Source organism: Acinetobacter gyllenbergii CIP 110306 = MTCC 11365, assembly GCF_000413855.1.
In the GTDB taxonomy this organism is placed as follows: domain Bacteria; phylum Pseudomonadota; class Gammaproteobacteria; order Pseudomonadales; family Moraxellaceae; genus Acinetobacter; species Acinetobacter gyllenbergii.
On sequence record NZ_ATGG01000004.1, the window covers coordinates 1 to 26300 of the forward strand.

The following is a 26300-nucleotide window of genomic DNA, read 5'->3' on the forward strand; positions in this document are numbered from 1 at the left end:
GCTGTAATCTCGTTGCGTTCTTTTAACTATTGTTTTCATTACACTCTCCAAATTTAAGTTTAGAAAGTGTCAACCTTATCTAGGACGGGACAGACGCATAAAAAAAGCCCTGTTTAGGGCTTTTTTTATGCGTGTATCAAATTTATACATGATTTTTTAGATGCTTTTATAAAATCCTGTCAGGATATTCGGCATAATAGACCCATTAAAAAATATTGTGAGAATTGGTCATGTTAAATAAGCAACAGCAGGCCTTGGTGCAAGCCATACAACAACTCGATTTAGACCAAGTGCAAACTTTACTTGCTGAAGGACTCGACCCAAATTTTATTGATCCTGAACAAGGCCCACCTGTTTCTTTGATTTGTGATGGCTTATTCGCGTGGTGGGAAAAAATCTGTGAAGCTTACGAAGCAGGTAAACCGTTGAGCGAAGAACAAAAGCAACAAGAACTTAAAGTCTATCTTGATATTTTAGATGCGCTTATTCAAGCCAAAGCCAATTTACATTTGTGGGATGCAGAAGAATTCTACGGTCCACTTTGGGATGCAGCAAGTTCTGCTTGTGTACCTGTGGTTCAACGTTTACTTGATGAAAAAGTAGATCCAAATACCCGTGACGAAGAAGGTCTCACCATTTTATCTTCGATCAGCCAGTTATTCTTTGATTGTGAATTTGATGAGATTGATTGGTCAGAATCATTGCCAGAAGAGCGTGCAACACTGGAGTTGCTACGCCAACATGGTGCAAAAATGTCAAAAGAGCTCAGCGCATAAGCGAAGCCATTAGAAATAGAATGAGGAATAGAATGAAAACATTGCAAACATTGAGCTTAGTGGCTGCATCAATGCTCACAAGTACGGCTTTTGCGGCTGACTTTTCGTTTGACCGCCCTGGTGCGGGGATAGGGACAGGTATTACCCCTGTAGGGCAGTTGGCATGGGAACAAAGTTTACCGAGTGTCAGCTATCAAGAAGGCAAGGTTGATGGTGTCAAAGACAAGACCTTGACCTTGAATGGTGACATGTTATTGCGTACAGGTTTAGCTGATGGCCTCGAATTGCAATTGGGTTGGCAAGGTCCAGTGTGGCAGCAATACAAACGTGCGGGCACAAAAAAAGAGACCAATGGTCTAGGCGATGTCAGCATTGGTTTGAAAAAAGCCATTGATTTAAAAGATGATCGTTTATCCATGGCATTGTTGGCTGAAGCCATTATTGCAACGGGCAATGATGAATTCACCAACCATGATGATATCTATAGTCTCACCTCAGCTGTTGCGTATGAATTTAGCGACTTGATTGGAACTTCGATCACCATGCGTTATGAAGCGCAAAACAGTGATTGGGCAGTGACTGCAATTCCAACGATTGACTATAAAATTGCCGGTAAATTATCGGGTTATTCAGAGTTTGTTTACCGTAAAGCCGAGAGTCAAGATTATGAATATGGTCTTGGTACAGGTCTGATTTATGCTTTGAATAATCGCACGCAATTGGATGCCAGCATCGGTGTTGACCTCAATGGCGATCAAAAAAGTTATAACGGTGGCTTCGGCGTATCGGTTTTATTCTAAGAACAATCCGCCTGAATGTGCTTAAACTCACTTCTATATGAATGGGAGAGCTTCAGGTAGGTCGTAGTGAGAGAATCATGAAAATGTCTGTTCAGGTGGGGACGTCTTTCTCGCTGATGCGTTACTTTCTCGGGACTTTATTGCTGTTATGTGGGTCTCTGACTTACGCCCAAGAAAATTCATCCGCACCGTTGCTGAGTCCTGAACAGGCTTTTGCATTTACGGTTGAATCTACCCAGTCCAATCAGGCACGTTTACATTGGTCAATTCAGCCGAATTATTATCTCTATCAGCATAAGTTTGAAGTGCAGCAGGGTAATCAGCCCGTTGCACTGACTTTACCGAAAGCAGTCGAGCAGTATGATGAGAACTATGGTCATAGCCAAGTTTATTATCAACAAGCCGAATTTAGTATTCCAACTCAAGCCTCGCAACATTATCGGGTCACTTGGCAAGGTTGCGCCAAAGATCGCATTTGTTATCCGCCACAGAATATTGAATTCCAAACTGATGCGGATGGCTTGGTCAGTGCTCAGAATGTCAGCACAAATACCCAAAAAAGCTTTTTAGATGTCGCACGTTCATCTCAAGCTTTAAATACCCAAACAGCAAGCAATAATGAAGCGCAAGCTGAGCCAACTGCACAAACCTCAGATTCAAATAACTCAGGCGTGATGGCGCAAGACCAAAAATGGTCCAGTGCGCTGGAACAGCATTCCTTGGCTTATAGTCTTTTACTGTTCCTGGGCTTAGGGATTTTATTGGCCTTTACGCCGTGTTCCTTACCAATGCTGCCGATTTTGACTTCCTTGATTGTACGTGACAATAAAGGTGTCAAGGCTTGGTCGATTGCACTGACTTTTGTCGTGAGCATGGCTTTGGTCTATGCGGTATTGGGTTTAATTGCTTCAGCAGCAGGATTGAATTTCCAACGCTGGTTACAACAACCCGCGACACTGATTGCATTTAGCTTTTTGTTTGTGGTGTTTGCCCTCAATTTATTTGGCTTGTTCGAGTTGAAACTGCCTCAGAACTGGGTCAATCGGCTGGATCAGCTGCAGTCCAATCAAAAAGGCGGTACCTTGGTTGGCGCTAGTGTTATGGGTATGATCTCTGCCCTGTTGGTCGGGCCATGTATGACCGCACCTTTGGCTGGGGTGTTACTGTTTATCTCGCAAACACAAAGTCAATGGCAAGGTGGATTGTTGCTGTTTACGCTCGGTTTTGGCATGGGGATCCCATTGCTACTCGCCAGTGTGTTGGGGGCGAAAGCCTTACCCAAAGCTGGTGATTGGATGAATCAAATCAAAGTCATTTTTGCTTTTTTAATGCTGGCCTTGAGCATTTATTTTATTCGCCCTTTATTGCCAGAACTCGCGATTCAAATTCTCAGCCTGATTCTCGGTTTGGCCTTTATTGTTTATGCGGCATATCGTCTGTTTGTACAGAAATCTAAGTTGCAATGGCTCTATGCATTGTTACTGATTTTAGCCATTCCAGCACTGGCTTTTAATCAATATCAGCATTTTCAGAGTCTCAGTTCGGTTCAGGCAGATCAATTGGCCGAATGGCATGTGGCTCAGACTGCAGATGAATTTCAGCAGATACTCGCCAATGCACCAAAAGATCGTGGCATTGTGATTGATGTCTATGCGGACTGGTGTGTGGCCTGTCAGCCGATTGAGCATCGTATTTTAAAAGATGCAGAGGTACAGCAGGCATTGTCGGGCTATTATCTGATTAAAATGGATCTAAGCCATTATGATGCCTCCCATCAAGCGCTATTGGCACAGTGGGATATTTTAGGGCCACCGACTTACTTATTCTTAGATCAGCAACAACAAGAAATTCGCTCGCTGCGCTTAACGGGTGCATTCCAGAAATCAGAACTATTACAACAACTGGCTTTATTTAAAGGGAAACCATAATCATGTATCAGCTCTTTATCGGCAATAAAAACTACTCTACTTGGTCGATGCGCCCATGGATTTTACTTACACAAGCGGGAATTTCCTTTCAGGAGCATATGATTCAGTTTGATAGCTTTGAAGCAGATAGCCAATTTAAAACAGAGATTCTAAAGCTCAACCCAACGGGGAAAGTCCCTGCGCTTGTGAATGGCGAACTGGTGGTCTGGGATAGCTTGGCGATTTGTGAATATATTGCGGAACAGCATCCTGAGCTAGAGTTGTGGCCACAACAGAAAACATTACGGGCTAGAGCACGTTGTGTGAGTGCAGAAATGCACAGCAGCTTTCAAAGCCTACGCAATCTCTGCCCCATGAATGTAGAAGCGGATCTAGGTCATATTGGCAAACAACTCTGGGCCGAACATGCGCAGTTACGTGCCGATGTGGCTCGAATTGATCAGATCTGGTCTGAACGTCCGAGCGAAGACGGCTTTTTATGTGGCGAGTTTAGTATTGCCGATGCATTCTATGCGCCTGTGGTAATGCGTTTTGAATGTTATCAACTGCCATTGTCTGCATCCAGCCAAGCCTATGTGCAAAAAATCTTGTCTTTGGCATCGGTACAGCAATGGATAGCCGAGGCCAGACAAGAGCAGATGTTTGTACCTTTTGACGAGCCTTATCGGCAACACCGTGAAGAATTTTTGAAAGCATAAGGGTTCAGTGAGGATTGGCAAAGCCCTAATCAGTCTAGGTTATTGCCAGTTCAGTAAAGATTTTAACTTGATTACGGCCCTCTGCTTTGACTGCATACAGGGCTTGATCAGCCTGACTGATGATCAAATGTGGCTCATCGGCACTGAGTGAACTGCTTATCCCAAAGCTGGCGCTGATGCTAAATTCTTGCTTATAGTCGGTGATAAAACGCAGTTGTGAGATAGCAATACGGCAGCGTTCTGCGATGCTTTGAGCTTGTATGGTCGTGGTACTGGGCAGTAATAAAATAAACTCTTCTCCACCAAAACGACCAATAATGTCTTGATCGCGTAGATTGTTGGTCAAGCATTTTGCAACTTGGACCAAGACTTGATCCCCCATGCTGTGTCCATACTGATCATTAATGCTTTTAAAATGATCCAGATCGAGCAGGATAATCGAGTACAGCGGGTTCGGATGTTGGTGTAACTTATTCAAATAGCCCCCAATGCTGCGCCGATTGAGCACATTGGTCAGTGGATCAAGACGACTGAGAATTTGAATGGTCATCTCCCGAGTCCGCCATTGCGTTAATAAGATTTCAAATAAAAATAAGCAGGCTAACAAAATCGGCAATAAGAAAAACACCATACTGCCCACCCAAAAAGGATGCATTGGTACTTCATTTAAGCGTTGCATGTTGAACAGGGGCGCATAGGTCAACACCCCAATCATGCTTAGATAGTTGCAAAGCAGCAAAGCCAATGTTGCAGGAATAAGCGCACAATAGACCATCCTGCGGTCAAATAGAACCAAACCCACACCGACAACACTGACATAGCCGACCATGGTGGCTGGGCTAAAACTGCCTGCGAGATAGCCTTTGTGGCACAGCATCGCTGTGAAAATTTGCACACTGAGAATCGGGAGCACATTCTGTGCCCAAGTCCGATCTTTAAATATCGCACAAGGAATAATCAGCAGCAGCATCACCGTTAAGGTAATCAGACTGGTGATTAAGTGTGAACGCACAATCCCGAGATTCACCCATTCGGCATATTGGGGGTGGGTCAGCACAAAAATGTCCCAGCTGATCCAAAATAGGCTCATAAATGCAGCCAGTATCAGCAATAAAATACTTTTTTTAAGTATGGTCCAATTGACTACAATATGATGTTCCCAAGAAAGCTTAAAGCCCCATCCTTTTGTGTCAGTTGTCCGATTAAAACGAATCTTCACCATTGGCATGCATCCTTTTATGCAATGAGATTCCCAGCAACTGTAGATCTGTCGTCAAAATATTGAAGAACGATTATTGAAATAACAATAACATCTTTAGAATGAGAAAAAAGACGAACTCTAGGCTTTTAGTGCAAATTAGGACGGGAAAAATTCTTTGATAAATCAGCTGTAATCTAAATATCCAATGACTTTTATTTTATGATGACAAAAGGGAATTAAGAGTGACAATGGCCAGCCATAGCTGACCATTTTTTACACGATTTTATTTGGTTCAGTCACGATCAAGTGCATGGGCAAAATCGGCAATATCGGCCAATGCCTGTTTGGCTTCAGGGAACCAAGCATTAAACATTTGGAAATTATGCCACATGCCGGTATACAGCTTGAACTGGACTTTGACATCGGCTTTTTCCGCTTTTTCTCTAAAGCGTTTTGAATCATCCAATAGAATTTCTTTAGAGCCGACTTGTACCAAGGTGGGTGGAAGCCCTTTTAAGTCATCAAACAAGGGGGAAACACGTGGGTCATCGGCCTGAATGTTATCTGTGAGATAATGATTGATACCTGCTTGTAAGGCCTCGATAGACAAGAGTGCATCATGTTTTTGGTTAAAGCGTAGCGACTCACTGGTTAAGGTCAGATCGAGATAAGGCGACATCAGAATCAAGCCACTTGGCATCAACTCAGGTTGCTGTTTGAGACGTAAACACAGTGCCAAAGCAAGATTAGCACCGCAAGAGTCGCCGGAGATAATAATATCTTTGGGTTTAATCCCTTGTACCAATAACGCTTGATAAACATCGAAAATCGCATCAATCGCTTCAGGATAAGGGTGTTCTGGTGCAAGTGGATAATCAACATGTATCACTTGCATTTGGGTGCGTGCAGCAAGATCGGTCATTAAGGCGCGATGCGTGTTTAAACTGCCGAGGAAAAAGGCACCACCATGAATGTGGAAGATCAGCTGTGTTGCGGTAGCTTGCGCTTTAATTTCTTCTCCGCGCACACCTGCTAAGCGGATCGGGCGAACTTGTACTGTTGGATCTTGTGGAAATAGGCGACACAATTGATCGAGTAAAGGGCGTAATGCATTTGGGGCCAAATTAAATTGACTCGGTGTCCGAATCGTCGCTTTAAGTAAAGATTCAGTAAAATAATATTTCCAAACAGTAGCAAATTTCATAATTTTTCCATATTGTTAGATCAGTATACCAATAAGAAAGTTCTTGAAAATAAGTGATGGCTACGCACGACGATAATCTCTGAAAAAATGTGCGCTATGACACCCTTACTCAGGTTATACCAAATAGTCATAATCAAGAATTGCAATATTGATTGAAGTTCTCAATACTTTCAGTTTGAAAGACCCCTTAAGGATATTACAAAAATGAAGAAAATTGCTTTAGCATTTGGATTGCTCGGTTTGACAACTTTTGCCAATGCAGCGGATGCGCTGAATGGCAGTGTTTGGCAGACCATTGATGATGAAACAAAACAGCCAAAGGCGATCGTGAAGTTCACGGAGCAAAAGGATGGAACGCTCACTGCATCAATTCAAAAGTATTTAGTGGCAGGTCAGGAAAATGCCTGCTCTAAGTGTGAAGGAACGTATCATAACAAACCACTGAAAGGCGTGACCATTGTGAATGGTCTGAAAAATGTCGGTGGTGTGAATTACGATGGCGGTTCAATTATCGACCCTAAAAATGGTAAAACCTATAAATTGAAAGCTGAAATCATTGAAGGTGGTAAGAAGCTGAAATTACGTGGCTATATTGGTGTCGCTGCTTTAGGTCGTAACCAAACTTGGATTCGTGCCAACTAAGCTAAATTTAAATAACCAAAAACCGAGTCATGAGACTCGGTTTTTTATTGCTTTATTGATCGTATTTAAGCGGATAAAGCTTGATAGGTGGCTTCATCAAAGCCAATCACAAAACCTTGAGGGGTTTGCAGTACAGGACGCTTAATCAGGCTTGGCTGCGCAATTAGGGCTTCAATCAGGTTCTGTTCATTGCTGGTGGCATGTGTTTGCTCATCGGCAGTGAGTTTGCGCCATGTGGTGCCTTTTTTATTCAGTACTTTGTCCGCACCGATCTCTTTTAGCCAGAGTGCTAAAGTCTCTGCATCAATGCCTTGTTTTTTATAATCATGAAATTCGTAATTGATACCGTTGGCTTGTAATGCATCAAAGGCTTTTTTCATCGAATTACAATTTTTAATCCCGTAAATTTTAAACATGTGAAAAACCATAAAAACAATAAAAGAGATGAGTCAAAGCCTAACGTAAAAGTAGGGGAATGTACCAGTTGAAATTTTTTATTATGTTGATCGGTCATGTATATGAAACAGAAATAATTATGTAGTTTGAGCAGAAGTGATAAAGATAAATTAAAGAAATAAAATCCAAGATTTAGAAAAGAGAAAACCCGCATATAATCTTCCTGATTATGCGGGTCTCATTTCAACGTCCAATGTCTCATCCATGCAAATAAACTTAATCTAAGTTTATTTTATCTTCCTACGGCGTCCTATCCCTTTTTGGTCATCCTGACCGCTTCCCTGTGCCGTGAAGCTATAATGCCGTTCTAGAAGTGAAATAAAAATACACAAAAGCGACAAGTTATGTAAGCTAAAGAAGCGGTCAAAGTGAACAAGTGTTCACTTATTCGTGTATTTTATAGTCGATAATCACCGGTGCATGGTCGCTAAACCATTGTTCTTTATACACCCATGCATTTGTTGTGCGTGCTTTCCAGTCTGGAGAGCAGGCATGGTAGTCGATACGCCACCCAACATTTTTCGCACGTGCTTGACCGCGATTTGACCACCATGAATACAATTCTGCTTCAGGGCGAACTTCGCGGAAGCTATCCACATAACCTAACTCATCATACATATGATCGAGCCAAGCACGTTCATGTGGCAGAACCCCAGAAGACTTCTGGTTACCTGACCAGTTTTTAATATCGATGCGTTTATGCACGATATTGTAATCCCCACAGACAATGATTGATTTATTTTCATCTCGCCACTGTTTGAGTATTTTGGCGTATTCTTGTAAAAACACGTCTTTGCGTGCTTGCGCTTCGTCACCGCTTGATCCTGATGGCAAGTATAACGAGGCAATATGAACAGTTTGTGACAAGCCTAAATCAAATTCAGCCGTGGTAAAACGGCCTTGGGAATCGGCGAGTTCAAAGCCTAAACCATCTTTTACCGATACAAATGGCAGACGGCTATAAATCGCCGTACCTGCATAGCCTGCGCGTTCAGCAGGGAATAGGTGGGTATACCAGCCTTCTGGTTTAAATTTATCGGTCCATTGTTCATGGGTGATGCGGCTTTCCTGCATACATACCACATCGGCACCTGACTGTTCTAACCATTCGAGCAGGCCTTTGGTGACTGATGAGCGCAAGCCATTTACGTTAATTGAAACGACTCGAAGAATTTTTACATCACTTGGATAGCTATCCTTTGGTATCATACGTCTGTTTAACCTCAATTGAAGAATTTGGAGCACTTTATATGACAACGCCTGTGTCATTTCATCCGCAAGCTTTTATCGAACTCGCATTATCACGTGGAGTGCTTAAATTTGGTGAGTTTACCTTAAAATCAGGCCGTGTCAGTCCTTATTTCTTTAACGCAGGTTTGCTAAACGATGGTGAAGCACTGTCTTTGTTAGCGCAAGGCTATGCCGACAAACTAGTACAATGCGACAATGTCGGTGTGATTTTTGGTCCAGCGTATAAAGGGATTCCTTTTGTCGCAGCAACAGCGGTGGCATTGTCTCAAGTGCATGGTAAGAGCGTACCTTGGGGTTTTAACCGTAAAGAAGCCAAAGATCACGGTGAAGGTGGTGTGTTGGTGGGTGCATCGGTTGCAGGTCAAAAAGTTTGGATCATTGATGATGTGATCACTGCGGGAACGGCAATTCGTGAAGTTGTTACGATCTTAAAAAATGCGGGCGCTGAAATTGCAGGTGTGTTGGTAGCATTAGATCGTCAAGAGCGTGGTCAAGGTCAGCTTTCTGCGATTCAGGAAGTGCAAAAAGAACTCGAAATTCCTGTACATGCATTGATCACCATGAAAGATTTGATGGATTATCTAGATGCGAAAGGCGAAAAAGACGCTTTAGCCAATATGCAGGCCTATCGTGAAAAATATGGCATCTAAGTTTTAGATGTAAACGAAAAGGAAGCTGAGGCTTCCTTTTTTGTTCGCTTGATTACTCTAATTCTAGAAAAATAGATGATTTTAAATATATCGTGATCAAAAGTGTTTTTTTAATACAAATTGTTGTTTATAATTGAAAAAAAACGAGAATTGCCATGCCTTTTGTATCACTTTTATTTTGGACGTTGCCTTATTATTTATTTTTTAATTTGGTATTTCTTATCCCATCGGCAATTATAATTTTTATTTTCCAAATATTTTTAGTTCTATTTATGGGTGATACCCAATTAGTGACTAATATTTGTTTATGTTTGTTTTTTTTAGTTTTTATGCTGGAATTATGGCTTGTTTATAGAGCTGCTTACATAAAATCTTTTGAAAATAGAGGTTTTTTTGAGGCTGCTAAAGATTCATTCAATGAGTTTAGACTCGGCATAAGACTGTTTTTAAAATTTTAACTATCAATGTTAAAAAACAATTTTCTAAATACTTACTTTGAGCAATATCATTGCTCAAAGTAAACTTCAAAAGCATAGTGGAAAAGCTAGAGAAAGGATAAGGATTTCTTTTTTAGCTTGGAAAAGTATTCCGCTGAGCAATTTTTTGTCTCGTCTATATTTTACAAACGAGTACTCATCCATAGATGGGTAAGTTTCCAGCGCTGATCTTTAAATTTAAATTCATAGATAATGGCATCTGAAGGGGCCATTTTAAACATACCAAACCACACCCGGACATGTGTGGGTGAAATAACCTGCCAAAAAACCACTGAGCTTGAAACCTGTCTAGGGTTTAATCCAAACATATTGACTTCAACTTGTTTGGCTGGGGTATTGGAAAGGACAATAGAATCCTTGAGGGACCAGTGTCCTAACTCTTGCATCCCCATATAAGAGGCCAAACTAAAGGGAAGTGAATCCTGAATCTGGTTTGAAAAAGCACCTAAGCTCACTTGCGAATCGGCATCTGCAGGTGCGCAGAACATATTTTGAAAAAGAGAAATTAAGGCCTGATCCTGTTTGATAGCCAGTTGCCCTTTTAATAACGTTGTAAAAGGGGGCGTCTGTTTTCGACAAAATAGTGATTCAATATAAACACCATCGGGGGTGGATGTAACTTGAGTATCTTTTGACTGACCGAATAGTAATGCACCGATATCTTGATAAACGGCCTTTTCTTCTGTACTGATCTTTTTATCTGCAAAACTGTGACTCGATTGCAGTAAAACGATACTGGCAAATACATATTTAAGTGTGCTTTTCATTCAAAATTATCCAATTTAATTAATTGCTTAATGTTTTAGTCTTGTAGGGGGTGCTCATGTAGTTCGATGTAAATGATTTTTCCAGTGGCTTGATCAATCGCAACACTGGCTTTTTCAGTTTCAAATTCTTTGACGTTCCGATGAGGATTGGTATTGGTGTCTTTGTGGGTCTTTAGTTTTTTCGTCACTTCTTTTTCGGTGTCATCACTGAAAAGACCGAGGGGTAATTTTCGCCCTTTATAGTTTGCAAATGAAACCTCTTGATCAGGTAGATATAACTTGATCGAGACAATTTTTTTATTCTTTAACAGCATTTCGATGCCATTTTGAGGAAACATTAAGCTTTGATCATAGAAATCAAGCTTAGGAAATTCGTCATTCCAGAATTGATTGCTGAGCTGGGGCATTTCTTTGGGTTCGAGTTGATGAACAAATCGCTCAAATTTTTTACTTTCTGTTGTTTCACCCAAAAGATCAAAATATTGATCTGGATCATCAATATATTTTGCATTCATACAGGCGGTAGATAGCCCACATAAAAAGAGAATTAGAATTATTTTGTACATCTGCGTTGATCTAATCGTTTTGGAAAGTTGAGCTTATAAGCGGTTATTTCAAGAGCATAGTATACAGGGGTGTCTTTATAAAAAATAGGAAATAAAACGATGATGAGGCCTGTGGTCATGCGGACCAGAATTTAAACATTCTGATCCAACATCGCCGGCATCAGGATTTCTTTAACACAGCTTGCCTTAGTGGTTGAAAGAATAAAATGAATCGCCTGAATCACATCGGCTAAAGGGATGAGAGAATATTCGGTTTGTTCTAAAACGTCTTGAGTAGGTTGATTAATCTCATATTCACTGGCAAGGTAGCCCAAGTTCAGTACACTGACCCCAATCAAGTGCTCACGCAAGATTTCTCGAAGGGATTGTGCAATACCTCTTAGAGCAAATTTAGTTGCGGAGAAAACAAGCTCTTTACCATTATGATTATCAACCCCCCACGTTGAGCCAATCAGAATAATTTTGGCGTTGTCGGAGAGTTTGAGATTTTCAATGAGAGATTGAATCGACAGGATACAGGTGCTGATATTGGTATTGATGATTTGGTTGATTTCAGCAGCAGAAACCTCTTCAAAATTATAGTTGTCGCTAAAAGCTTGTTGCTCCCAAATGCCCACATTGTAAATCAGTACATCAAGTTTTTGCTGTCCCATTGCTGTTTTTACATCGCTTACAGCCTGCTCTGGTTTGGATAGATCAGCACAAATCCAGTTTAATTTTGGAGTTTCTTGTGGTTGGCTGCGAGATACGCCATAGATCGTATCTGTTGGCTTTGGTATAGCTAGAACAATGGCTTTGCCTAGACCTTTACTGACGCCGTATATGAGAAATGTTTTATTCGAGTTATCCATCCATCTATCCGTATTTTTTAGATCAAAATGCAACTATAAAAGCTCAAGCTGGCTTGAGGTCAAGAATTGCATTTTAGGTATACGATAAATTAAGAAGAAATCCTTATTTTCTAGTTTGTCTATAGAGGTATTGAAAAAGAAGGGCAAGCCATTAAAATATGAAAGAGCTGCTCTACTACACTAAAGTATAGAGCGGGCTGCTTTAATATTTTGATATAAAATTTAAATTTTAATAAAATTGTATAATGCTTACTATAATTCTATATATGCAGCAATTGGATCTATGACAATCTCATTATCACTTTTTCCAGAAATTGAGTATTCCACACTTGTCAGGTGCTCGAACATATTTCTCATATGGGAACTGAGTTCTTCAGACTGGAAATTATCTTGTGGTTGAGCCTTATTAACTTCTAAATACTGCGATACTGTTCCAATAATACTTATTTTCACATTAGTTTTTCTTGAATACTTTCTAATGATTAACTGTTCATCTTCTCTTAGATAGTCTCTATTCCAATAAGATGTTACTAATATATTATTAATTTTTTGAACAACTTCAAAATTATCTTGATAACCGTGCTTTGACAGAAGAAGAAAGCTTTCTAAGAACTTTGGATCTTGATGTAAACTATTTTCTTTATCTTTAATATACTGATTTCTTTTTTGTTGCCCTAGTGTTTCTAAGTAATCTATTTCTCCTGCTAATTGCATACGACTGATGGCAGTACCGATTTGGTTGAATTTAGAAAAAAGAGCCTGTAGTTCGGCATGATCGTTAAAAGTTACTTCTTTAGTTACTTTTATAAAAGAGTATTTATTAATTTTTTCATTAATTTCCCTGTCAGATAGGTCACTAATATCTAATATGATTTGCTTGTTATTCAACTCTTTTTCGAAAAGAGTAAACGAATAATCATGTAGAAATTTCTTTTCTATTGATTTTGTGGTATTTTTTACAACATCTGCTAATACTTTTCCACTGAATCTTGGACCATCTTGGGATTCACTTTCTTCATTTTCAAAAGTCTCCTCCTTTAAGAGCTCTTGTGCAATTCCTTCAAACATTTGAGAGGAAATTGAGTACATCTTATCTTTATCAAGATAAATAAAATTTTTTAACATCATCTTTTTCTCTTAATGTAATCATCATAGCTTTTTTTCCTGATATGGAATATAGACCAAATGCAGAAAAACAAACCTATTAAAAACAATATTATAGCAGTATAAAGTATTAATGTATTCATGTTTTAATACTCCAATTCTATTTGTCTATAATAATATAAAATTACAAAACACTGAATAAAAGAAATAGTTGCTAAACCTATTGATGCATTTAAGAGAAGATCTATATTTAAGGTTAGATTCTTACTTTCACTACAAATAGCAGCGCTAAGTAGCAAGACATATCCAATAATAAACAATGTGGAAATACCAATAGCTATTAGTCTCCATTCATTGTCTTTTTGGAGATTATTTAATTCATTTAAAATTGATACATGTAAGACGATACCAAATACAATAACATCAACAGGACTTATTATTACAACATCTTGTAAAAGAAAAACATTTACCGTTGTAATGCGAGAAATTATTGGTAAAAGTCCAATCAATACGGTGAAAATCAGCCAAATATAAATTTTTTTCATGCATTGATGACCCTCAATTAAGCTAAATATTTATAAGTAATTTAATATAAAAATAGTTTTGAAAGTTATTTTCTTTTAGATTTTTTAATACCAATCTGTTATTCAAATAGTTCTTCCTCACACTTCTTACATTCCAACATAACCCCTAATTTTTCATTCCGCCCTTGTTCGGTTAACACCCAAGGGCGATTTTGCCACGGTGGATCATGGCGCACATGCTGCCCATGACCACAGGCAAGATCAGCTATCCAATGAGCTTCTTCATCGAGATGAAAACCCACAATCGCTTGCTGCATTTAATTTTCCAGACTTTCGAGTTTAGATTGTTCCAAACCCTTTAAAAAGCGATGGCATAAGTTATGAATCGCCAGCAGATCATTCGGGTCCATACCCAAAGAGCAGGCGAGCTTAAACGGAATCAGAGTAATTTCATCTTTTGATACCAGTGCCTTTTCCAGCAAGATCACTTTCTTCATCCGCTCATCTTCTTTGACCGCAACACGCTTTAAAAACTGCTTCTCTTCGAGTTTTTTAATAATCGGTGTCAGCGTTCCAGAATCAAAAAAAGTCTTTTGCCCAATCTCAGACAACATCACATTGTCCTGTTCATACAAAGCCAGCAATACAATAAATTGCGGATAGGTCAGATCATATTCCTGCAGCAAAGGGCGATACTGACGAATCATCGCATTGGTCGCGGAATACATGGCAAAACACACTTGGTTATCCAAAAATGAAACGTCAGCCATGATGATCTGTCCTCGACTCGGTTGTTGAACATTCAGTATAAATTGGATTGCTTTAAAAGTACATTGCGCATAATAAGCTTGTTCGCAAGATAATTGTGTGCAATATTAAATAAGCGAGCTGAAAGATTCAGCAAATTATTTTGAGCAATTCCACCATTGGATAGATGAGAGAACACCTATGAGCAAGATTTATGATTTTCAGGCTGAACTGTTAGAAGGCGAACAAAAGAACCTCGCGGATTACCAAGGCAAAGTTTTATTGGTGGTGAACACTGCAAGTCAGTGTGGTCTAACGCCACAATTTGAAGGCTTGGAAAAGTTATATCAGGACTACCAACAACAAGGTCTGGTGATTCTGGGTTTTCCATGTAACCAATTTGCCAATCAAGATCCATCCAGCAATGAAGAAATCGGCAGCTTCTGTCAGCGCAACTATGGTGTATCTTTCCCGATGTTTGCCAAGGTGGATGTGAATGGCCCAACGGCACATCCCTTATATCAATACCTCACCTCTGAAGCCAAAGGTTTATTAGGCAGCAGTATTAAATGGAACTTCACTAAATTTCTGATCAATCAAAAAGGTGAAGTGGTTAAACGCTATGCCCCAATCACCAAACCTGAAAAAATTGCCAAAGATATTCAAAAGCTTTTGCGATAAATAGGCTAGAAAATGAGGAAAATGGAAATGACTGGTCTACGATACATCTACTGGTGATTTCCTCTTCCGAAACAAATTAAATCATAAAGCTGAATATTTTTAATATGTTGTAATTAATTGAACAAAATAGATTTTTTAATCTTTAAGATTTATACAACTTGTTTCACGATTGACCGCAAACTTCGCTATACTTTTTGCCAAGATTAAAAATACGAGCGTCAGATTATGCGTGTACTGGTGGTGATGGACCCGATTGAAACTGTGAATCTTAAAAAAGATTCAACTATGGCGATGTTATGGGCGGCCAGCCGTCGCGGACATGAATTGGGTTATGCATTACAACACGATTTATATATCGACCAAGGCAAAGCCTTTGGCCTGATCTCACCTTTAAAAGTCTTTGAAGATTATAACCATTATTATGAGTTGGGTGAGCAGCGCAAAGAATCGTTGGCGGATTACGATGTGGTGTTGATGCGTAAAGACCCGCCATTCGACATGAACTTTGTCTATACCACCTATATTTTGGAACAGGCCGAGCGTGAAGGGGTGTGGATTATCAATAAACCACAATCGCTACGTGACTGTAATGAAAAATTGTTTGCCACGCAGTTCCCAGAACTACAAGTACCCACTTTGGTGACCTCACAACAAAGTCTGATTCGTGAATTTATCAAAGAACATGGCGATGTCATTGTGAAGCCTTTGGATGGCATGGGCGGCATGGGAATTTTCCGCTTATACCAAGATGGGGTGAACATTGGTTCGACTTTGGAAATGCTCACGGAAATGGGCACCCGTCCGATTATGGCGCAGCGTTATATCCCTGAAATTGTGGAAGGTGACAAACGCATTTTGATGGTCAATGGTGAACCGATTCCATATTGCTTGGCGCGTATTCCACAAAATGGTGAAGTGCGAGGTAACTTGGCTGCAGGTGGTTTAGGCCAGGCCCGTCCACTGACTGAAAATGATAAATTGATTGCGGCGAAAGTCGGTCCATTCCTACGTGAAAAAGGGCTGGTCTTTGTGGGTTTGGATGTGATTGGCAACTATGTGACTGAAATTAACGTCACTAGTCCAACCTGTATCCGTGAGATTGATGCACAGTTTGGGACGTCAATTGCCGATGATCTTTTTGATGTTTTAGAAGCTGGTCGTCAAAACTAAAAAGTTGTTTTTTGACCGAATTGCCCGTTTGAATGTCAGCATAATTGGCAGGCAAACGGGCTTTTGTATATCGGCAGAACCTTGTTTTTAACAAAGAATCGAAAAAAGCCCAGCTTTCTGTTGTAAACAGGTGAAATTCGCTTTTCGTGAATGAAGCTTTAGGATTAAAATAACTGCCGAAAACAATAGACGATAACCTTCTTTTTTGAGTTGAAGAATTAGACTGTGACCAATTCCCCACAAAACAAACCTAAACATGTCATGATGATGGCCGCTGGTACAGGTGGACACGTTTTTCCTGCACTTGCTGTTGCTAGACAACTGCAACAAGAAGGCTGTCAGGTCTCATGGTTGGCGACCCCGACAGGAATGGAAAATCGGTTGTTGAAAGATCAAAATATTCCGATTTATCAAATTGATATTCAAGGTGTGCGCGGCAATGGTCTGGTCCGTAAACTCAGTGCACCGTTTAAAATTTTAAAAGCCACGCTCAGTGCTATGCGCTATATGAAACAGCTCGAGATTGATGCTGTGGCGGGTTTTGGTGGTTATGTGGCAGGCCCAGGCGGCTTGGCTGCACGTTTACTCGGTATTCCTGTATTGATCCATGAGCAAAATGCGATTGCAGGTTTTACCAACACTCAATTGGCACGTATTGCCAAGACCGTGTGTCAGGCTTTTCCAAATACATTTGCAAACAGTGATAAAGTCGTGACCACAGGTAATCCTGTGCGTGCGGAAATCACTGCGATTTTAAATCCTTCTTGGCGCTATCAAACCCGCGAACAAGAACAACTGCCATTGAATGTTTTGATTGTAGGGGGGTCGCTCGGTGCGCAAGCGCTGAATGAGCGTTTGCCTGAGGCCTTGAAAAAGGTCACTGTGCCGCTGCAGGTATTTCATCAATGTGGTCAAAACAAGCAAGATGCCACGCGTGCACTGTATCAAGATGCCCCTGCCAGTTTGAATATTCAGGTTGAACCTTTTATTCAGGATATGGCCAAGGCTTATAGTGAAGCTGATTTGATTATTTGTCGTGCCGGTGCTTTAACGGTAACCGAAGTGGCAACTGCAGGTTTGGCTGCAATCTTTGTGCCGTTACCGATTGCGGTGGATGACCACCAAACTGCAAATGCGAAATTCTTGGCCAATGCAGGTGCTGCTAAGATTTGCCAGCAAGCAGACATGACACCTGCTGTTTTGGATGAGTTGTTAGCAACCTTATTAAATCGCCAACTCCTGTCTGAAATGGCAGTTAAAGCACGTCAACAAGCACAACCGAATGCAACACAGCATGTGGTTGATCTAATTAAAAAATTGTAATTCGAGTTTATCTATGTCTCCTACAAATCCAAGCCAAGCCAAAAAGCTGATTAAAGTGCCAGAAATGCGCCGTATTAAAAATATCCACTTTGTTGGTATTGGTGGTGCGGGGATGTGCGGTATTGCCGAAGTATTGAGTAACCAAGGTTATAAAATTTCAGGCTCAGACATTAAAGCGTCGAAAACCACGGCTCAACTTGAAGCCAATGGCATTAAAGTATTTATTGGTCACTCGGCTGACAATATTAAAAATGCCAATGTATTGGTGGTGTCGACTGCAATTGATCCTGAAAATCCAGAGATTAAAGCAGCGATTGAACAGCGGACTCCGATTGTCCGCCGTGCGGAAATGTTGGGTGAATTGATGCGTTACCGCCACGGGATTGCGGTTGCGGGTACGCATGGTAAAACCACCACCACCAGTTTGTTGACCACCATGTTGGCAGAAGAAAACCTTGATCCGACGTATGTGATTGGTGGTTTGCTGAATAGTACAGGTGTGAATGCTGCACTCGGTGAAAGTCGTTTCATCGTGGCGGAAGCAGATGAGTCAGATGCCTCTTTCTTGTATTTGCAACCGATGGCTGCGATCGTGACCAATATTGATGCAGATCATATGGACACTTATGAAGGCAGCTTTGATAAGTTAAAAGATACCTTTATTCAGTTCCTACATAACCTGCCATTCTACGGCTTGGCTGTGGTCTGTGGTGATGACGCCAATATTCGTGAAATTTTACCGCGTGTGGGCCGCCCAGTCTTGACCTATGGTTTTGATGAAGACAACGATATTCGTGCGGTTGATGTTGAACAAGAAGGCATGCAGTCGCACTTTACCGTATTGCGTAAAGACCGTGAGCCATTGCGTGTCACCATCAATCAACCGGGCTTGCATAATGTCTTGAATGCGTTGGCTGCGATTGGTGTGGCAACCGATGAAGGTGTTTCTGATGGTGCGATTTGTCGTGCTTTAGAAGGCTTTAGTGGTGTCGGTCGTCGCTTCCAAGTTCAAGGTGAATATGAAGTGGGCGAAGGCTTGGTGAAGTTAGTGGATGACTATGGTCACCATCCGAAAGAAGTTGAAGCGACCATTAAAGCCGCGCGTGCCAGCCATCCAGACCGTCGTTTGGTGATGTTGTTCCAACCACACCGTTTTAGCCGTACCCGTGATTGTTTTGATGACTTTGTCGATGTGTTATCACAAGTCGATCAATTGTTATTACTGGAAGTCTATCCAGCGGGTGAAAAGCCGATTGTGGGTGCTGATAGTCGTGCTTTAGCACGCAGTATTCGGTTACGTGGCGAAGTTGAACCGATCTTGGTTGATCCAGTGGATGGTAATTTACCGAACGTTTTACAAAAAGTGTTACAAGCAAATGACCTGTTATTAACACAAGGCGCGGGTAACGTCGGTGCAATTTCGGTAGAATTGGCTCAGCATCGCTTGTATGCCAAATAATTTTGTTTTGTGAATATTAAAAGTTTTAAGGATATAAACGTGTCAAATGCTGCAAAATTCGGCAAAGTTGCTGTGTTGTTTGGTGGGAAGTCGGCTGAGCGCGCTGTGTCATTGGACAGCGGTCAAGCTGTTCTAGAGGCGTTATTGCGTTCGGGCGTACAGGCAGAAGCATTTGACCCACAAGATCGAAGCGTGACTGAACTGGTGGGTTATGATCGTGCTTTTATCGTATTACATGGTCGTGGCGGTGAAGACGGTCAGATCCAAGGCGTATTGGAATGGTTAAACCTGCCATATACGGGTACGGGTGTACAAGGTTCTGCGATTGGCATGGACAAAGTCAAAACCAAGCAAATCTGGCAGGGCAGTGATCTGCCAACTGCACCCTACCGTATCATTACCAAAGACACGGATCTTGAGCCTGTAATTGCAGAATTGGGCTTACCTGTGATTATCAAGCCAGTGCATGAAGGTTCAAGCGTTGGCATGAGTAAAGTTGAAAAAGCTGAAGATTTTGCTGCTGCGATTGAAAAAGCCACTCAGCACGATGCTGTGGTGATGGCAGAAAAATGGATCACGGGTCGTGAATTCACCATTTCATTCTTAAATGGTCAGCCTTTACCAGTGATTCGTTTACAGCCACCCGCAGATGTGGCGTTCTACGACTATGAAGCCAAATATCAACGCAATGATGTGGAATATGGCATTCCTTGCGGTCTGAGTGAAGCAGAAGAAAAAAGCTTACAGGCGCTTTGCTTACGCGCTTTCCAAGCGGTCGGTGCAGAAGGCTGGGGTCGTATTGATGCGATGCAGGATGAACAGGGTAACTTCTGGTTATTAGAGGTAAATACAGTGCCAGGTATGACCAGTCACTCGTTGGTGCCAAAAGCGGCGCAAGCAGTGGGCTATAACTTTGATCAGCTCTGCGTTGCGATTTTAGAGCAAACCTTAACAAAGTCGGCTTAACGATTTATGGCTCAACTACCTGCTTCGATGCGCCGTAAAACACGGCCAGCCATTAGCTCGATTCACGAGAAACCGCCTTCGCCTCGACAAAAGATGGTGAATGCGGGTGGTTGGATATTGCTGGTGATTGCATTTGCGGTGTTGGCACTGGGTTTGTTTGCTTTATATAAAGTCATGACAGATGCTCGAGTGGCGCAGTTGCAGGTGGTCGGGACCAATTCTGATGTTGAGAACCAGCAGTTAGTTCAATATCTGAATCCGATTATTAAAGATAACTACTTCACTTCAGATTTAGAGCAAATTCGCGATCAAGCATTAAAAGTGTCATGGGTTGATCGTGTGGTGGTGTCACGGGCTTGGCCAAATGCAATTCGGGTGCGGGTGATGCCGCGTCATGCGATTGCACGTTGGGGAACAGGGCGTTTGCTCAGTGACAATGGTGATGTATTTAGCGAGGCAGTGCCAACAGCACATCCAAACTTGCCGCTACTGCATGGGCCAGCCAGCCAATCCAAAATGATGATGCGTCGCTATAATGAAATTAATCAACTGTTTCATCCAGCGAATTTGAGATTAAAAGAATTGTATTTAACCGAGCGTATGACGTGGTTCATGCAATTTGATTCAGGCCTACGGATTATTGTAGATCAGGATCAGACCATGAATAAGCTTCAGCGTTTAAGCCATTTGGCACAAACGGATTTAAAACCTGTATGGTCAAAAATCACGGCAATTGATCTGCGTTATCGGAATGGCTTGGCTATTCAGTGGAAAAACGCAGCTCCGCCAAAGATTGTCAACGGTCAGTTAGTTGTAACGATTGATGACACAAGCCTTGCAGGGGCAATTCAGGCAAAGCCATAATACGTGGCTTAAAATAAAGGGCAGTGGTCCTAAACAACACTAAAGATATGGTATTGAAGTAATGAGTGAAGCTGTTCCCTCAGTTGTTGCGATTGATATTGGGACTCATAAAGTCACAGTTTTGATTGGTAAGATCCATGCGCCGGATAAGATCCAGGTCATTGGCATGGCAACTGCTCGCAACCGAGGTATGGTTAAAGGCAAGATTGTTAGCTTAGACAAGGTGATTGCGGCGATTAAAAATGCGGTATCCGAAGCAGAGGATATGGCTGAATGCCGTATTCATAGTGCATGGGTATCGATTCCAAGTACTGAATTACAAAGTTTTTATGCCTCAGGCCGTACGCCAGTTGCCAACCACGATCATATTATTACGACAAATGAAGTGGTACGCGCGTTAGAATTGGCCAAAGCCAGTCATGTGTCACCAGATTATTATCTTGCTAGCGCAGTGCCATTGGGCTTTGAGCTGGGTGATTCGGCCGAATGGGTACAAAACCCAGTCAATATGTCGGCGCATAGCATGACCGGGCATTATCAGTTGATGATGATGCCGATCAGCACCATGCAAAACCTTGATCGTGCCATGAAAGGGGCCAATATCGGGGTGGAGAAAATGGTGGTGTCTTGCTTGGCAACCGCTGAAGCCAGTCTGCTCAAAGACGAAAAAGAATATGGTGTTTGCTTGGTGGATATTGGTGCGGGTATTACCAATATTGCGGTGTATCTGGATGGTCGTTTGGCACTTGCACGGACCTTGCCACGTGGTGGTGAGAATGTCACCCGTGATATTGCTGCTGTTTTGCAGACCACCACGGAAGAAGCGGAACGCATCAAGATTTTGCATGGCTGCGTGGATATGAGCGTAGTCAAACCTGATCACATGATTCAAGTACAAGGCATTGATGGTACACAAACCATCAGTCGTATTGAGCTTGCAGAAATCATCATTGCACGTTATGAAGAAATCTTTAGCCTCATTCGTGAAGAGTTAGAGCATAGTGGTGCAATTCATGGTCTCTATCATGGCGTGGTACTCACTGGGGATGCCTGTCAAATTGAAGGCATGGTGAATCTGGCACGTCGTATGTTGGGTGTCTCTGCGCACTTGGGCAATCCGCCGTTACAGGTCTATGCGGATGATCAGCACTTAGCAGCCTTGCGTCGTTCTATGTACGCAACCGCAGCGGGTTTGTTGATGTTTAGCCAAAGTGATTTGCAAGATACGGTGGAAGAACCAGAAGAGGCAAGTGATCGTAGTTTTGTTGATCGCGTTGCCAATGGTTGGAATGCATTAAATAGCAAATTAAAGGCCATCTTTTAAGTTGTAGTTATTTTTGGGAAAATTTGTTAGGAAGTTGTTCTAAATCCGCCACTGTACTTGACAAGCTAGCGATTATTGAACAGCATCCTAAACATCAGTTGTTTAAAAATCAGGGCAGTAACGGGCTGAAGTAACTGCCATTAATATTAGGAAATCTAAAGGTCATGGCCTCATTTGAATTTATAGAAGATGAACTAGACAATGGCAACGGTCAAGCCCGTTTCACAGTATTTGGCGTTGGTGGTGGCGGTGGTAATGCCGTGCAGCATATGGCGCAATCTGACATTCAAGGTGTAAAGTTCGTTTGTGCAAATACCGACAAACAAGCCTTGGATAGCATGAATGCCCCGTTCAAAATTCAATTGGGTGAACAAAGTACACGTGGTTTAGGTGCTGGTGCGAATCCTGAGGTGGGTCAAATTGCGGCAGAAGAAAGCCGTGAAGTGATTCGTCAGCATCTTGAAGGGACTGACATGGTGTTTGTCACTGCCGGTATGGGCGGTGGTACAGGTACCGGTGCTGCGCCAGTGGTTGCCGAAGTTGCCAAAGAAATGGGCATCTTGACTGTAGGTGTGGTGACTACGCCATTCAACTTTGAAGGCCGTCGTCGTCAAAAGTCTGCTGAAAAAGGCATTGATGCTTTAGAAGCACATGTGGATTCATTGATCATCATTCCAAACCAACGCTTACTCAGCGTATATGGCGATATTTCAATGAAAGATGCCTATAAAAAGGCAGATGATGTGTTGCTGAATGCGGTACGCAGTATCTTTGATCTTGTGGTAAATCGTGGTCATATTAACCTTGACTTTGCTGACTTGAAAACAGCGATGAGTACCCGTGGTTATGCCATGATGGGTGCTGGTTTAGGCCGTGGTGAAGACCGTGCTCGCCAAGCAGCTGAGCAGGCAATTCGTAGCCCATTGCTTGATAATGTGAATATTATCAATGCCAAAGGTGTGTTGATTAACATCACGGGTGGAGATGATATTACTCTGCGTGAAACTGAAATCATTACTGATGTGGTCAATCAAATCGTTGATTTGGATGAGGGTGAAATCTTCTACGGCACAGTATTTGATCCGGATGCACGTGATGAATTACGCGTTACGGTCATTGCAACAGGTTTAACCCGTAATGCGAGTGAAGTTGATCAGAAGCGCCGTGCGGTGACTTCACATGCACCAGCTTCTCAATCTGTACAGCAGTCGGTTGATGAGGATGATGTTCCTGCGATCAGCAAACGTACAAATACCGATGCGCCAGTGAGCGCTGCGGCAAGTTCTACGCCACGATCATCGCCAATGAGCATTCAAGACTATCTGAAAAATCAACAGCGTAAATAATAAAATCATATATTTAGAGAAAGGGGGCAATTAATTGCCCCCTTTTTTATTTTTTTAAAATGGCAAAATATGCTAAGTTATATCGGTTTTTGCAAATGAAGTTGGTATGGCATGTTGAAACAACGTACTCTCAAGCGTGTGGTGAAAGCGAGCGGTATTGGTCTGCACAGTGGTCAAAAGGTGCTGATTAATTTTGTTCCGCATCATATTGATGGGGGTATTGTCTTTCGCCGTATCGACTTAAATCCTCCGGTGGATATTACGGCCAATGCGCTGTTAATCCAAGAAGCTTTTATGTGTTCGAATCTGGTGCGTGATGACATTAAAGTCGGTACCATTGAACATGTGATGAGTGCGATTGCTGGCTTGGGGATTGATAACCTGATTGTAGAAGTGTCTGCATCCGAAGTACCGATTATGGATGGTAGCGCGGGACCGTTTATTTATTTATTGATGCAAGGTGAACTGGCGGAGCAAGATGCGCCAAAGAAGTTCATTCGCATTTTAAAGCCTGTAGAGGCTTTAATCGAAGACAAAAAAGCCATTTTTTCACCCCATTCAGGCTTCCAGCTGAACTTTACCATCGACTTTGATCATCCTGCCTTTGCCAAAGAATACCAATCAGCGACGATCGATTTTTCAACAGAAACCTTTGTCTATGAAGTCAGTGAAGCACGAACCTTTGGCTTCATGAAAGATTTAGACTATTTAAAAGCCAATAATCTGGCGTTGGGTGCGAGTCTTGAAAATGCGATTGGCGTGGATGATACCGGTGTGGTCAATGAGGAAGGCTTGCGCTTTGCTGATGAGTTTGTACGACATAAAATTTTAGATGCCGTCGGTGACTTATATTTACTTGGACATCAGATTATTGCCAAGTTTGATGGGTACAAATCAGGGCATGCGTTGAACAACCAGCTATTACGCAATGTTCAAAACGATCCAAGCAGCTATGAAATTGTAACATTTAATAACGAGAGTGATTGTCCAATTCCTTATGTGAGTGTGACATAAGTCATTGTCTTTTATTGCCTATGTTATATTATAACAATTGAATCTGAGATTTTCATCACACAAAATTAGAGTGTATTCCAACACTTAATCTATGCAGTTTACTTTTTATTGCTTGCCAAACGTAGTAAAGCTTGGCTAAGCTTAGGGTCGCTCACATATTCAGCGGCGCTGCGCAATTGCTCTTGGGTCTCTGATGTTAGTGTTTTTGTTGGGGGAGAGGGTTCACGAGAGACAACTGTTTTGTTTCTTAACCGAACTTGAATTTTTCGTAATTCCTTGAGTCCTTCGAGCTGAGCTAACTGCGCAACATAGTGGCTTTGTAAATAGCTGAGTTGACTAATCATTGCTTGATTTTCACCAGTGATGATCAAAACGCCATGTTGATAACAAACAACCTGCCATTGCTCTGGTTGGGGCAGTAAGGGTTGAATAATTTTCGTAAGTTGTTTCCATTGTGTGACTTGCGTCGTCAGAAACGTTAAGTTTCCAGTTTTTATGTGTTGTCCTTTCTGTTGGAAAACGTTGTTAGGCTCAGACATAGAACTTCCTCGGAGGTAATGTGTCCATCTTAAGCGTTTGCTCCAACTGTTATCAAGGAACAGATGATAAAGGAACGTTTGAAGGACGGTTTCAAGAGGTTTTTTATGCATCATACGCGTCGTATTTTACTCGCATTTTCGTTGGCTGCTTCAGCTGCTTCGGTTGCTTTTGCAGATTATCAGAACATTGGTCAAGCCACAGGTGATGACCGTTTAGAGCAATTATCAAAAACCTTAGCTCAAGGTTCTTATACTCATTCTGCTGATATGGATCTGCCAGCCGTATCGAATGTGTCAGTTAAATTACGTGAAAAAACCATTGAATTGAACAATGCAACGATCGAGAAGAAATATGGTCGTTCAGCGATTTCATCTCAAGACAATGCACCTTCTTCGTTCTCTGCAAATACAGGTTATTCTTGGTTGGTCAGCCACCCATTACAGGAAGGGCGAGTTAGCTCATCTTGGGGAACTCGTACTTTACTCGGTTCAACCCGTCACCATTCAGGTGTTGATCTTGCTGCACCATCAGGTACGCCAATCTATGCGACAGGCCCTGGTGTGGTGACTAAGTCGGGTTGGGGTACAGGTTATGGTCAGTATGTTGAAATTGATCATGGCAATGGTTATATCACCCGTTATGCACATGCATCGCGCTTAATGGTCAATGCGGGTGACCGTGTTGGGGCGGGCGAGCATATTGCCAATGTCGGTTGTACAGGTCGTTGTACTGGACCACATTTACATTTTGAAGTTGTGAAAGATGGTCAACGGAAAAATCCATCAACTTATTTAGCAATGTTGCCTTAATGTAATTTGTTAACAGTTGTATATAAATATCCAAAAAAATCGCCTTTATTGGCGATTTTTTATGTTTTTTGTTTCATTTCGGTCAATGACTATTTTGTCAGAAAATAATAAGGCGTTTTGCATTCATTTAGGGCAATACCTC

At 41.7% G+C, this 26300-nt stretch carries 29 protein-coding genes; 17 read left to right on the forward strand and 12 right to left on the reverse strand.

Annotated features, from left to right (window positions below):
* Positions 1-230 precede the first annotated feature (230 nt).
* The 4 genes from F957_RS19385 to F957_RS19370 all read left to right on the forward strand — a co-directional run bounded on the left by F957_RS19385 (position 231) and on the right by F957_RS19370 (position 4202).
* Entirely contained in the window at positions 231-776 is a 546-nt protein-coding gene (locus tag F957_RS19385) for an ankyrin repeat domain-containing protein (RefSeq protein ID WP_016542615.1), read from the forward strand.
* A gap of 32 nt (positions 777-808) precedes the next feature.
* Entirely contained in the window at positions 809-1576 is a 768-nt protein-coding gene (locus F957_RS19380; protein ID WP_016542616.1) for a transporter, read from the forward strand.
* 77 nt (positions 1577-1653) lie between these two features.
* A complete protein-coding gene (gene dsbD / locus F957_RS19375) occupies positions 1654-3504 on the forward strand; it encodes a protein-disulfide reductase DsbD (RefSeq protein ID WP_016542617.1) in 1851 nt (616 codons plus the stop codon).
* 2 nt (positions 3505-3506) lie between these two features.
* Positions 3507-4202: a glutathione S-transferase family protein gene (locus F957_RS19370; RefSeq protein WP_016542618.1), complete on the forward strand. Its 696-nt coding sequence runs from the start codon at positions 3507-3509 to the stop codon at positions 4200-4202.
* Between the two features lie 34 nt (positions 4203-4236).
* Here the strand turns inward: F957_RS19370 and F957_RS19365 are convergent, their stop codons facing one another.
* Together F957_RS19365 and F957_RS19360 are read right to left on the reverse strand one after the other, a co-directional pair.
* The gene (locus F957_RS19365; RefSeq protein WP_016542619.1) at positions 4237-5424 is read right to left on the reverse strand and encodes a GGDEF domain-containing protein; all 1188 of its coding nucleotides are present in this window, start codon (positions 5422-5424) and stop codon (positions 4237-4239) included.
* Between the two features lie 271 nt (positions 5425-5695).
* Complete coding sequence (locus tag F957_RS19360) at positions 5696-6607, reverse strand: alpha/beta hydrolase (RefSeq protein ID WP_016542620.1); 912 nt, start codon at positions 6605-6607, stop codon at positions 5696-5698.
* 204 nt (positions 6608-6811) lie between these two features.
* Here F957_RS19360 and F957_RS19355 point away from each other — a divergent pair, with 204 nt between their 5' ends.
* Positions 6812-7249 (forward strand): DUF2147 domain-containing protein, encoded by a 438-nt coding sequence (locus F957_RS19355; RefSeq protein WP_016542621.1) that lies wholly within the window; start codon positions 6812-6814, stop codon positions 7247-7249.
* 65 nt (positions 7250-7314) lie between these two features.
* On the opposite strand, the gene F957_RS19350 is transcribed toward F957_RS19355, so the two are convergent.
* On the reverse strand, positions 7315-7665 hold the full coding sequence (locus tag F957_RS19350; RefSeq protein ID WP_016542622.1) for an arsenate reductase: 351 nt from the start codon (positions 7663-7665) through the stop codon (positions 7315-7317).
* A 424-nt stretch (positions 7666-8089) separates the two neighbouring features.
* Positions 8090-8914 carry an exodeoxyribonuclease III gene (locus F957_RS19345; RefSeq protein WP_005209503.1) on the reverse strand — a complete coding sequence of 275 codons (825 nt, stop codon included), beginning with the start codon at positions 8912-8914 and terminating at the stop codon, positions 8090-8092.
* 41 nt (positions 8915-8955) lie between these two features.
* Here F957_RS19345 and pyrE point away from each other — a divergent pair, with 41 nt between their 5' ends.
* Together pyrE and F957_RS19335 are read left to right on the forward strand one after the other, a co-directional pair.
* Positions 8956-9606, forward strand: a complete 651-nt coding sequence (pyrE, locus tag F957_RS19340) for an orotate phosphoribosyltransferase (protein ID WP_004657130.1) — start codon at positions 8956-8958, stop codon at positions 9604-9606.
* Positions 9607-9761: 155 nt separating this feature from the next.
* Positions 9762-10064, forward strand: a complete 303-nt coding sequence (locus tag F957_RS19335; RefSeq protein WP_016660095.1) for a hypothetical protein — start codon at positions 9762-9764, stop codon at positions 10062-10064.
* A gap of 161 nt (positions 10065-10225) precedes the next feature.
* Here the strand turns inward: F957_RS19335 and F957_RS19330 are convergent, their stop codons facing one another.
* The 7 genes from F957_RS19330 to F957_RS19300 form a co-directional block, all read right to left on the reverse strand.
* A complete protein-coding gene (locus F957_RS19330; protein ID WP_016542623.1) occupies positions 10226-10870 on the reverse strand; it encodes a hypothetical protein in 645 nt (214 codons plus the stop codon).
* A 35-nt stretch (positions 10871-10905) separates the two neighbouring features.
* Positions 10906-11385, reverse strand: a complete 480-nt coding sequence (locus F957_RS19325) for a hypothetical protein (protein ID WP_016542624.1) — start codon at positions 11383-11385, stop codon at positions 10906-10908.
* 182 nt (positions 11386-11567) lie between these two features.
* Positions 11568-12287: an SDR family NAD(P)-dependent oxidoreductase gene (locus F957_RS19320; protein ID WP_016542625.1), complete on the reverse strand. Its 720-nt coding sequence runs from the start codon at positions 12285-12287 to the stop codon at positions 11568-11570.
* A gap of 252 nt (positions 12288-12539) precedes the next feature.
* On the reverse strand, positions 12540-13415 hold the full coding sequence (locus tag F957_RS19315; RefSeq protein ID WP_016542626.1) for a DUF6414 family protein: 876 nt from the start codon (positions 13413-13415) through the stop codon (positions 12540-12542).
* Between the two features lie 122 nt (positions 13416-13537).
* The gene (locus tag F957_RS19310; protein WP_016660098.1) at positions 13538-13936 is read right to left on the reverse strand and encodes a hypothetical protein; all 399 of its coding nucleotides are present in this window, start codon (positions 13934-13936) and stop codon (positions 13538-13540) included.
* 98 nt (positions 13937-14034) lie between these two features.
* On the reverse strand, positions 14035-14232 hold the full coding sequence (locus F957_RS19305) for a DUF3565 domain-containing protein (RefSeq protein ID WP_016542627.1): 198 nt from the start codon (positions 14230-14232) through the stop codon (positions 14035-14037).
* On the reverse strand, positions 14233-14685 hold the full coding sequence (locus F957_RS19300) for a MarR family winged helix-turn-helix transcriptional regulator (RefSeq protein ID WP_016542628.1): 453 nt from the start codon (positions 14683-14685) through the stop codon (positions 14233-14235). It abuts the gene before it with no gap.
* Between the two features lie 178 nt (positions 14686-14863).
* Here F957_RS19300 and F957_RS19295 point away from each other — a divergent pair, with 178 nt between their 5' ends.
* The 9 genes from F957_RS19295 to lpxC all read left to right on the forward strand — a co-directional run bounded on the left by F957_RS19295 (position 14864) and on the right by lpxC (position 24809).
* Positions 14864-15343, forward strand: coding sequence for a glutathione peroxidase (locus F957_RS19295; protein ID WP_004657140.1), 480 nt, complete (start codon positions 14864-14866; stop codon positions 15341-15343).
* A gap of 225 nt (positions 15344-15568) precedes the next feature.
* The gene (gene gshB / locus F957_RS19290) at positions 15569-16513 is read left to right on the forward strand and encodes a glutathione synthase (RefSeq protein ID WP_016542629.1); all 945 of its coding nucleotides are present in this window, start codon (positions 15569-15571) and stop codon (positions 16511-16513) included.
* A gap of 225 nt (positions 16514-16738) precedes the next feature.
* Positions 16739-17836, forward strand: a complete 1098-nt coding sequence (gene murG, locus F957_RS19285) for an undecaprenyldiphospho-muramoylpentapeptide beta-N-acetylglucosaminyltransferase (RefSeq protein ID WP_016542630.1) — start codon at positions 16739-16741, stop codon at positions 17834-17836.
* Positions 17837-17849: 13 nt separating this feature from the next.
* Entirely contained in the window at positions 17850-19295 is a 1446-nt protein-coding gene (gene murC / locus F957_RS19280; protein WP_016542631.1) for a UDP-N-acetylmuramate--L-alanine ligase, read from the forward strand.
* 39 nt (positions 19296-19334) lie between these two features.
* On the forward strand, positions 19335-20261 hold the full coding sequence (locus tag F957_RS19275; RefSeq protein ID WP_016542632.1) for a D-alanine--D-alanine ligase: 927 nt from the start codon (positions 19335-19337) through the stop codon (positions 20259-20261).
* 6 nt (positions 20262-20267) lie between these two features.
* Positions 20268-21125, forward strand: coding sequence for a cell division protein FtsQ/DivIB (locus tag F957_RS19270; protein WP_016542633.1), 858 nt, complete (start codon positions 20268-20270; stop codon positions 21123-21125).
* Positions 21126-21186: 61 nt separating this feature from the next.
* Positions 21187-22449 (forward strand): cell division protein FtsA, encoded by a 1263-nt coding sequence (gene ftsA / locus F957_RS19265; protein ID WP_016542634.1) that lies wholly within the window; start codon positions 21187-21189, stop codon positions 22447-22449.
* 164 nt (positions 22450-22613) lie between these two features.
* Complete coding sequence (gene ftsZ / locus F957_RS19260) at positions 22614-23795, forward strand: cell division protein FtsZ (RefSeq protein ID WP_016542635.1); 1182 nt, start codon at positions 22614-22616, stop codon at positions 23793-23795.
* A gap of 111 nt (positions 23796-23906) precedes the next feature.
* Positions 23907-24809 (forward strand): UDP-3-O-acyl-N-acetylglucosamine deacetylase, encoded by a 903-nt coding sequence (gene lpxC / locus F957_RS19255; RefSeq protein WP_016542636.1) that lies wholly within the window; start codon positions 23907-23909, stop codon positions 24807-24809.
* A gap of 98 nt (positions 24810-24907) precedes the next feature.
* Here lpxC and F957_RS19250 read toward each other — a convergent pair whose 3' ends face one another.
* On the reverse strand, positions 24908-25348 hold the full coding sequence (locus F957_RS19250; RefSeq protein ID WP_004657154.1) for a hypothetical protein: 441 nt from the start codon (positions 25346-25348) through the stop codon (positions 24908-24910).
* A gap of 105 nt (positions 25349-25453) precedes the next feature.
* Between F957_RS19250 and F957_RS19245 the strand changes: the two genes are divergently transcribed.
* The gene (locus F957_RS19245) at positions 25454-26158 is read left to right on the forward strand and encodes a M23 family metallopeptidase (protein WP_016542637.1); all 705 of its coding nucleotides are present in this window, start codon (positions 25454-25456) and stop codon (positions 26156-26158) included.
* Positions 26159-26300: the final 142 nt, after the last annotated feature.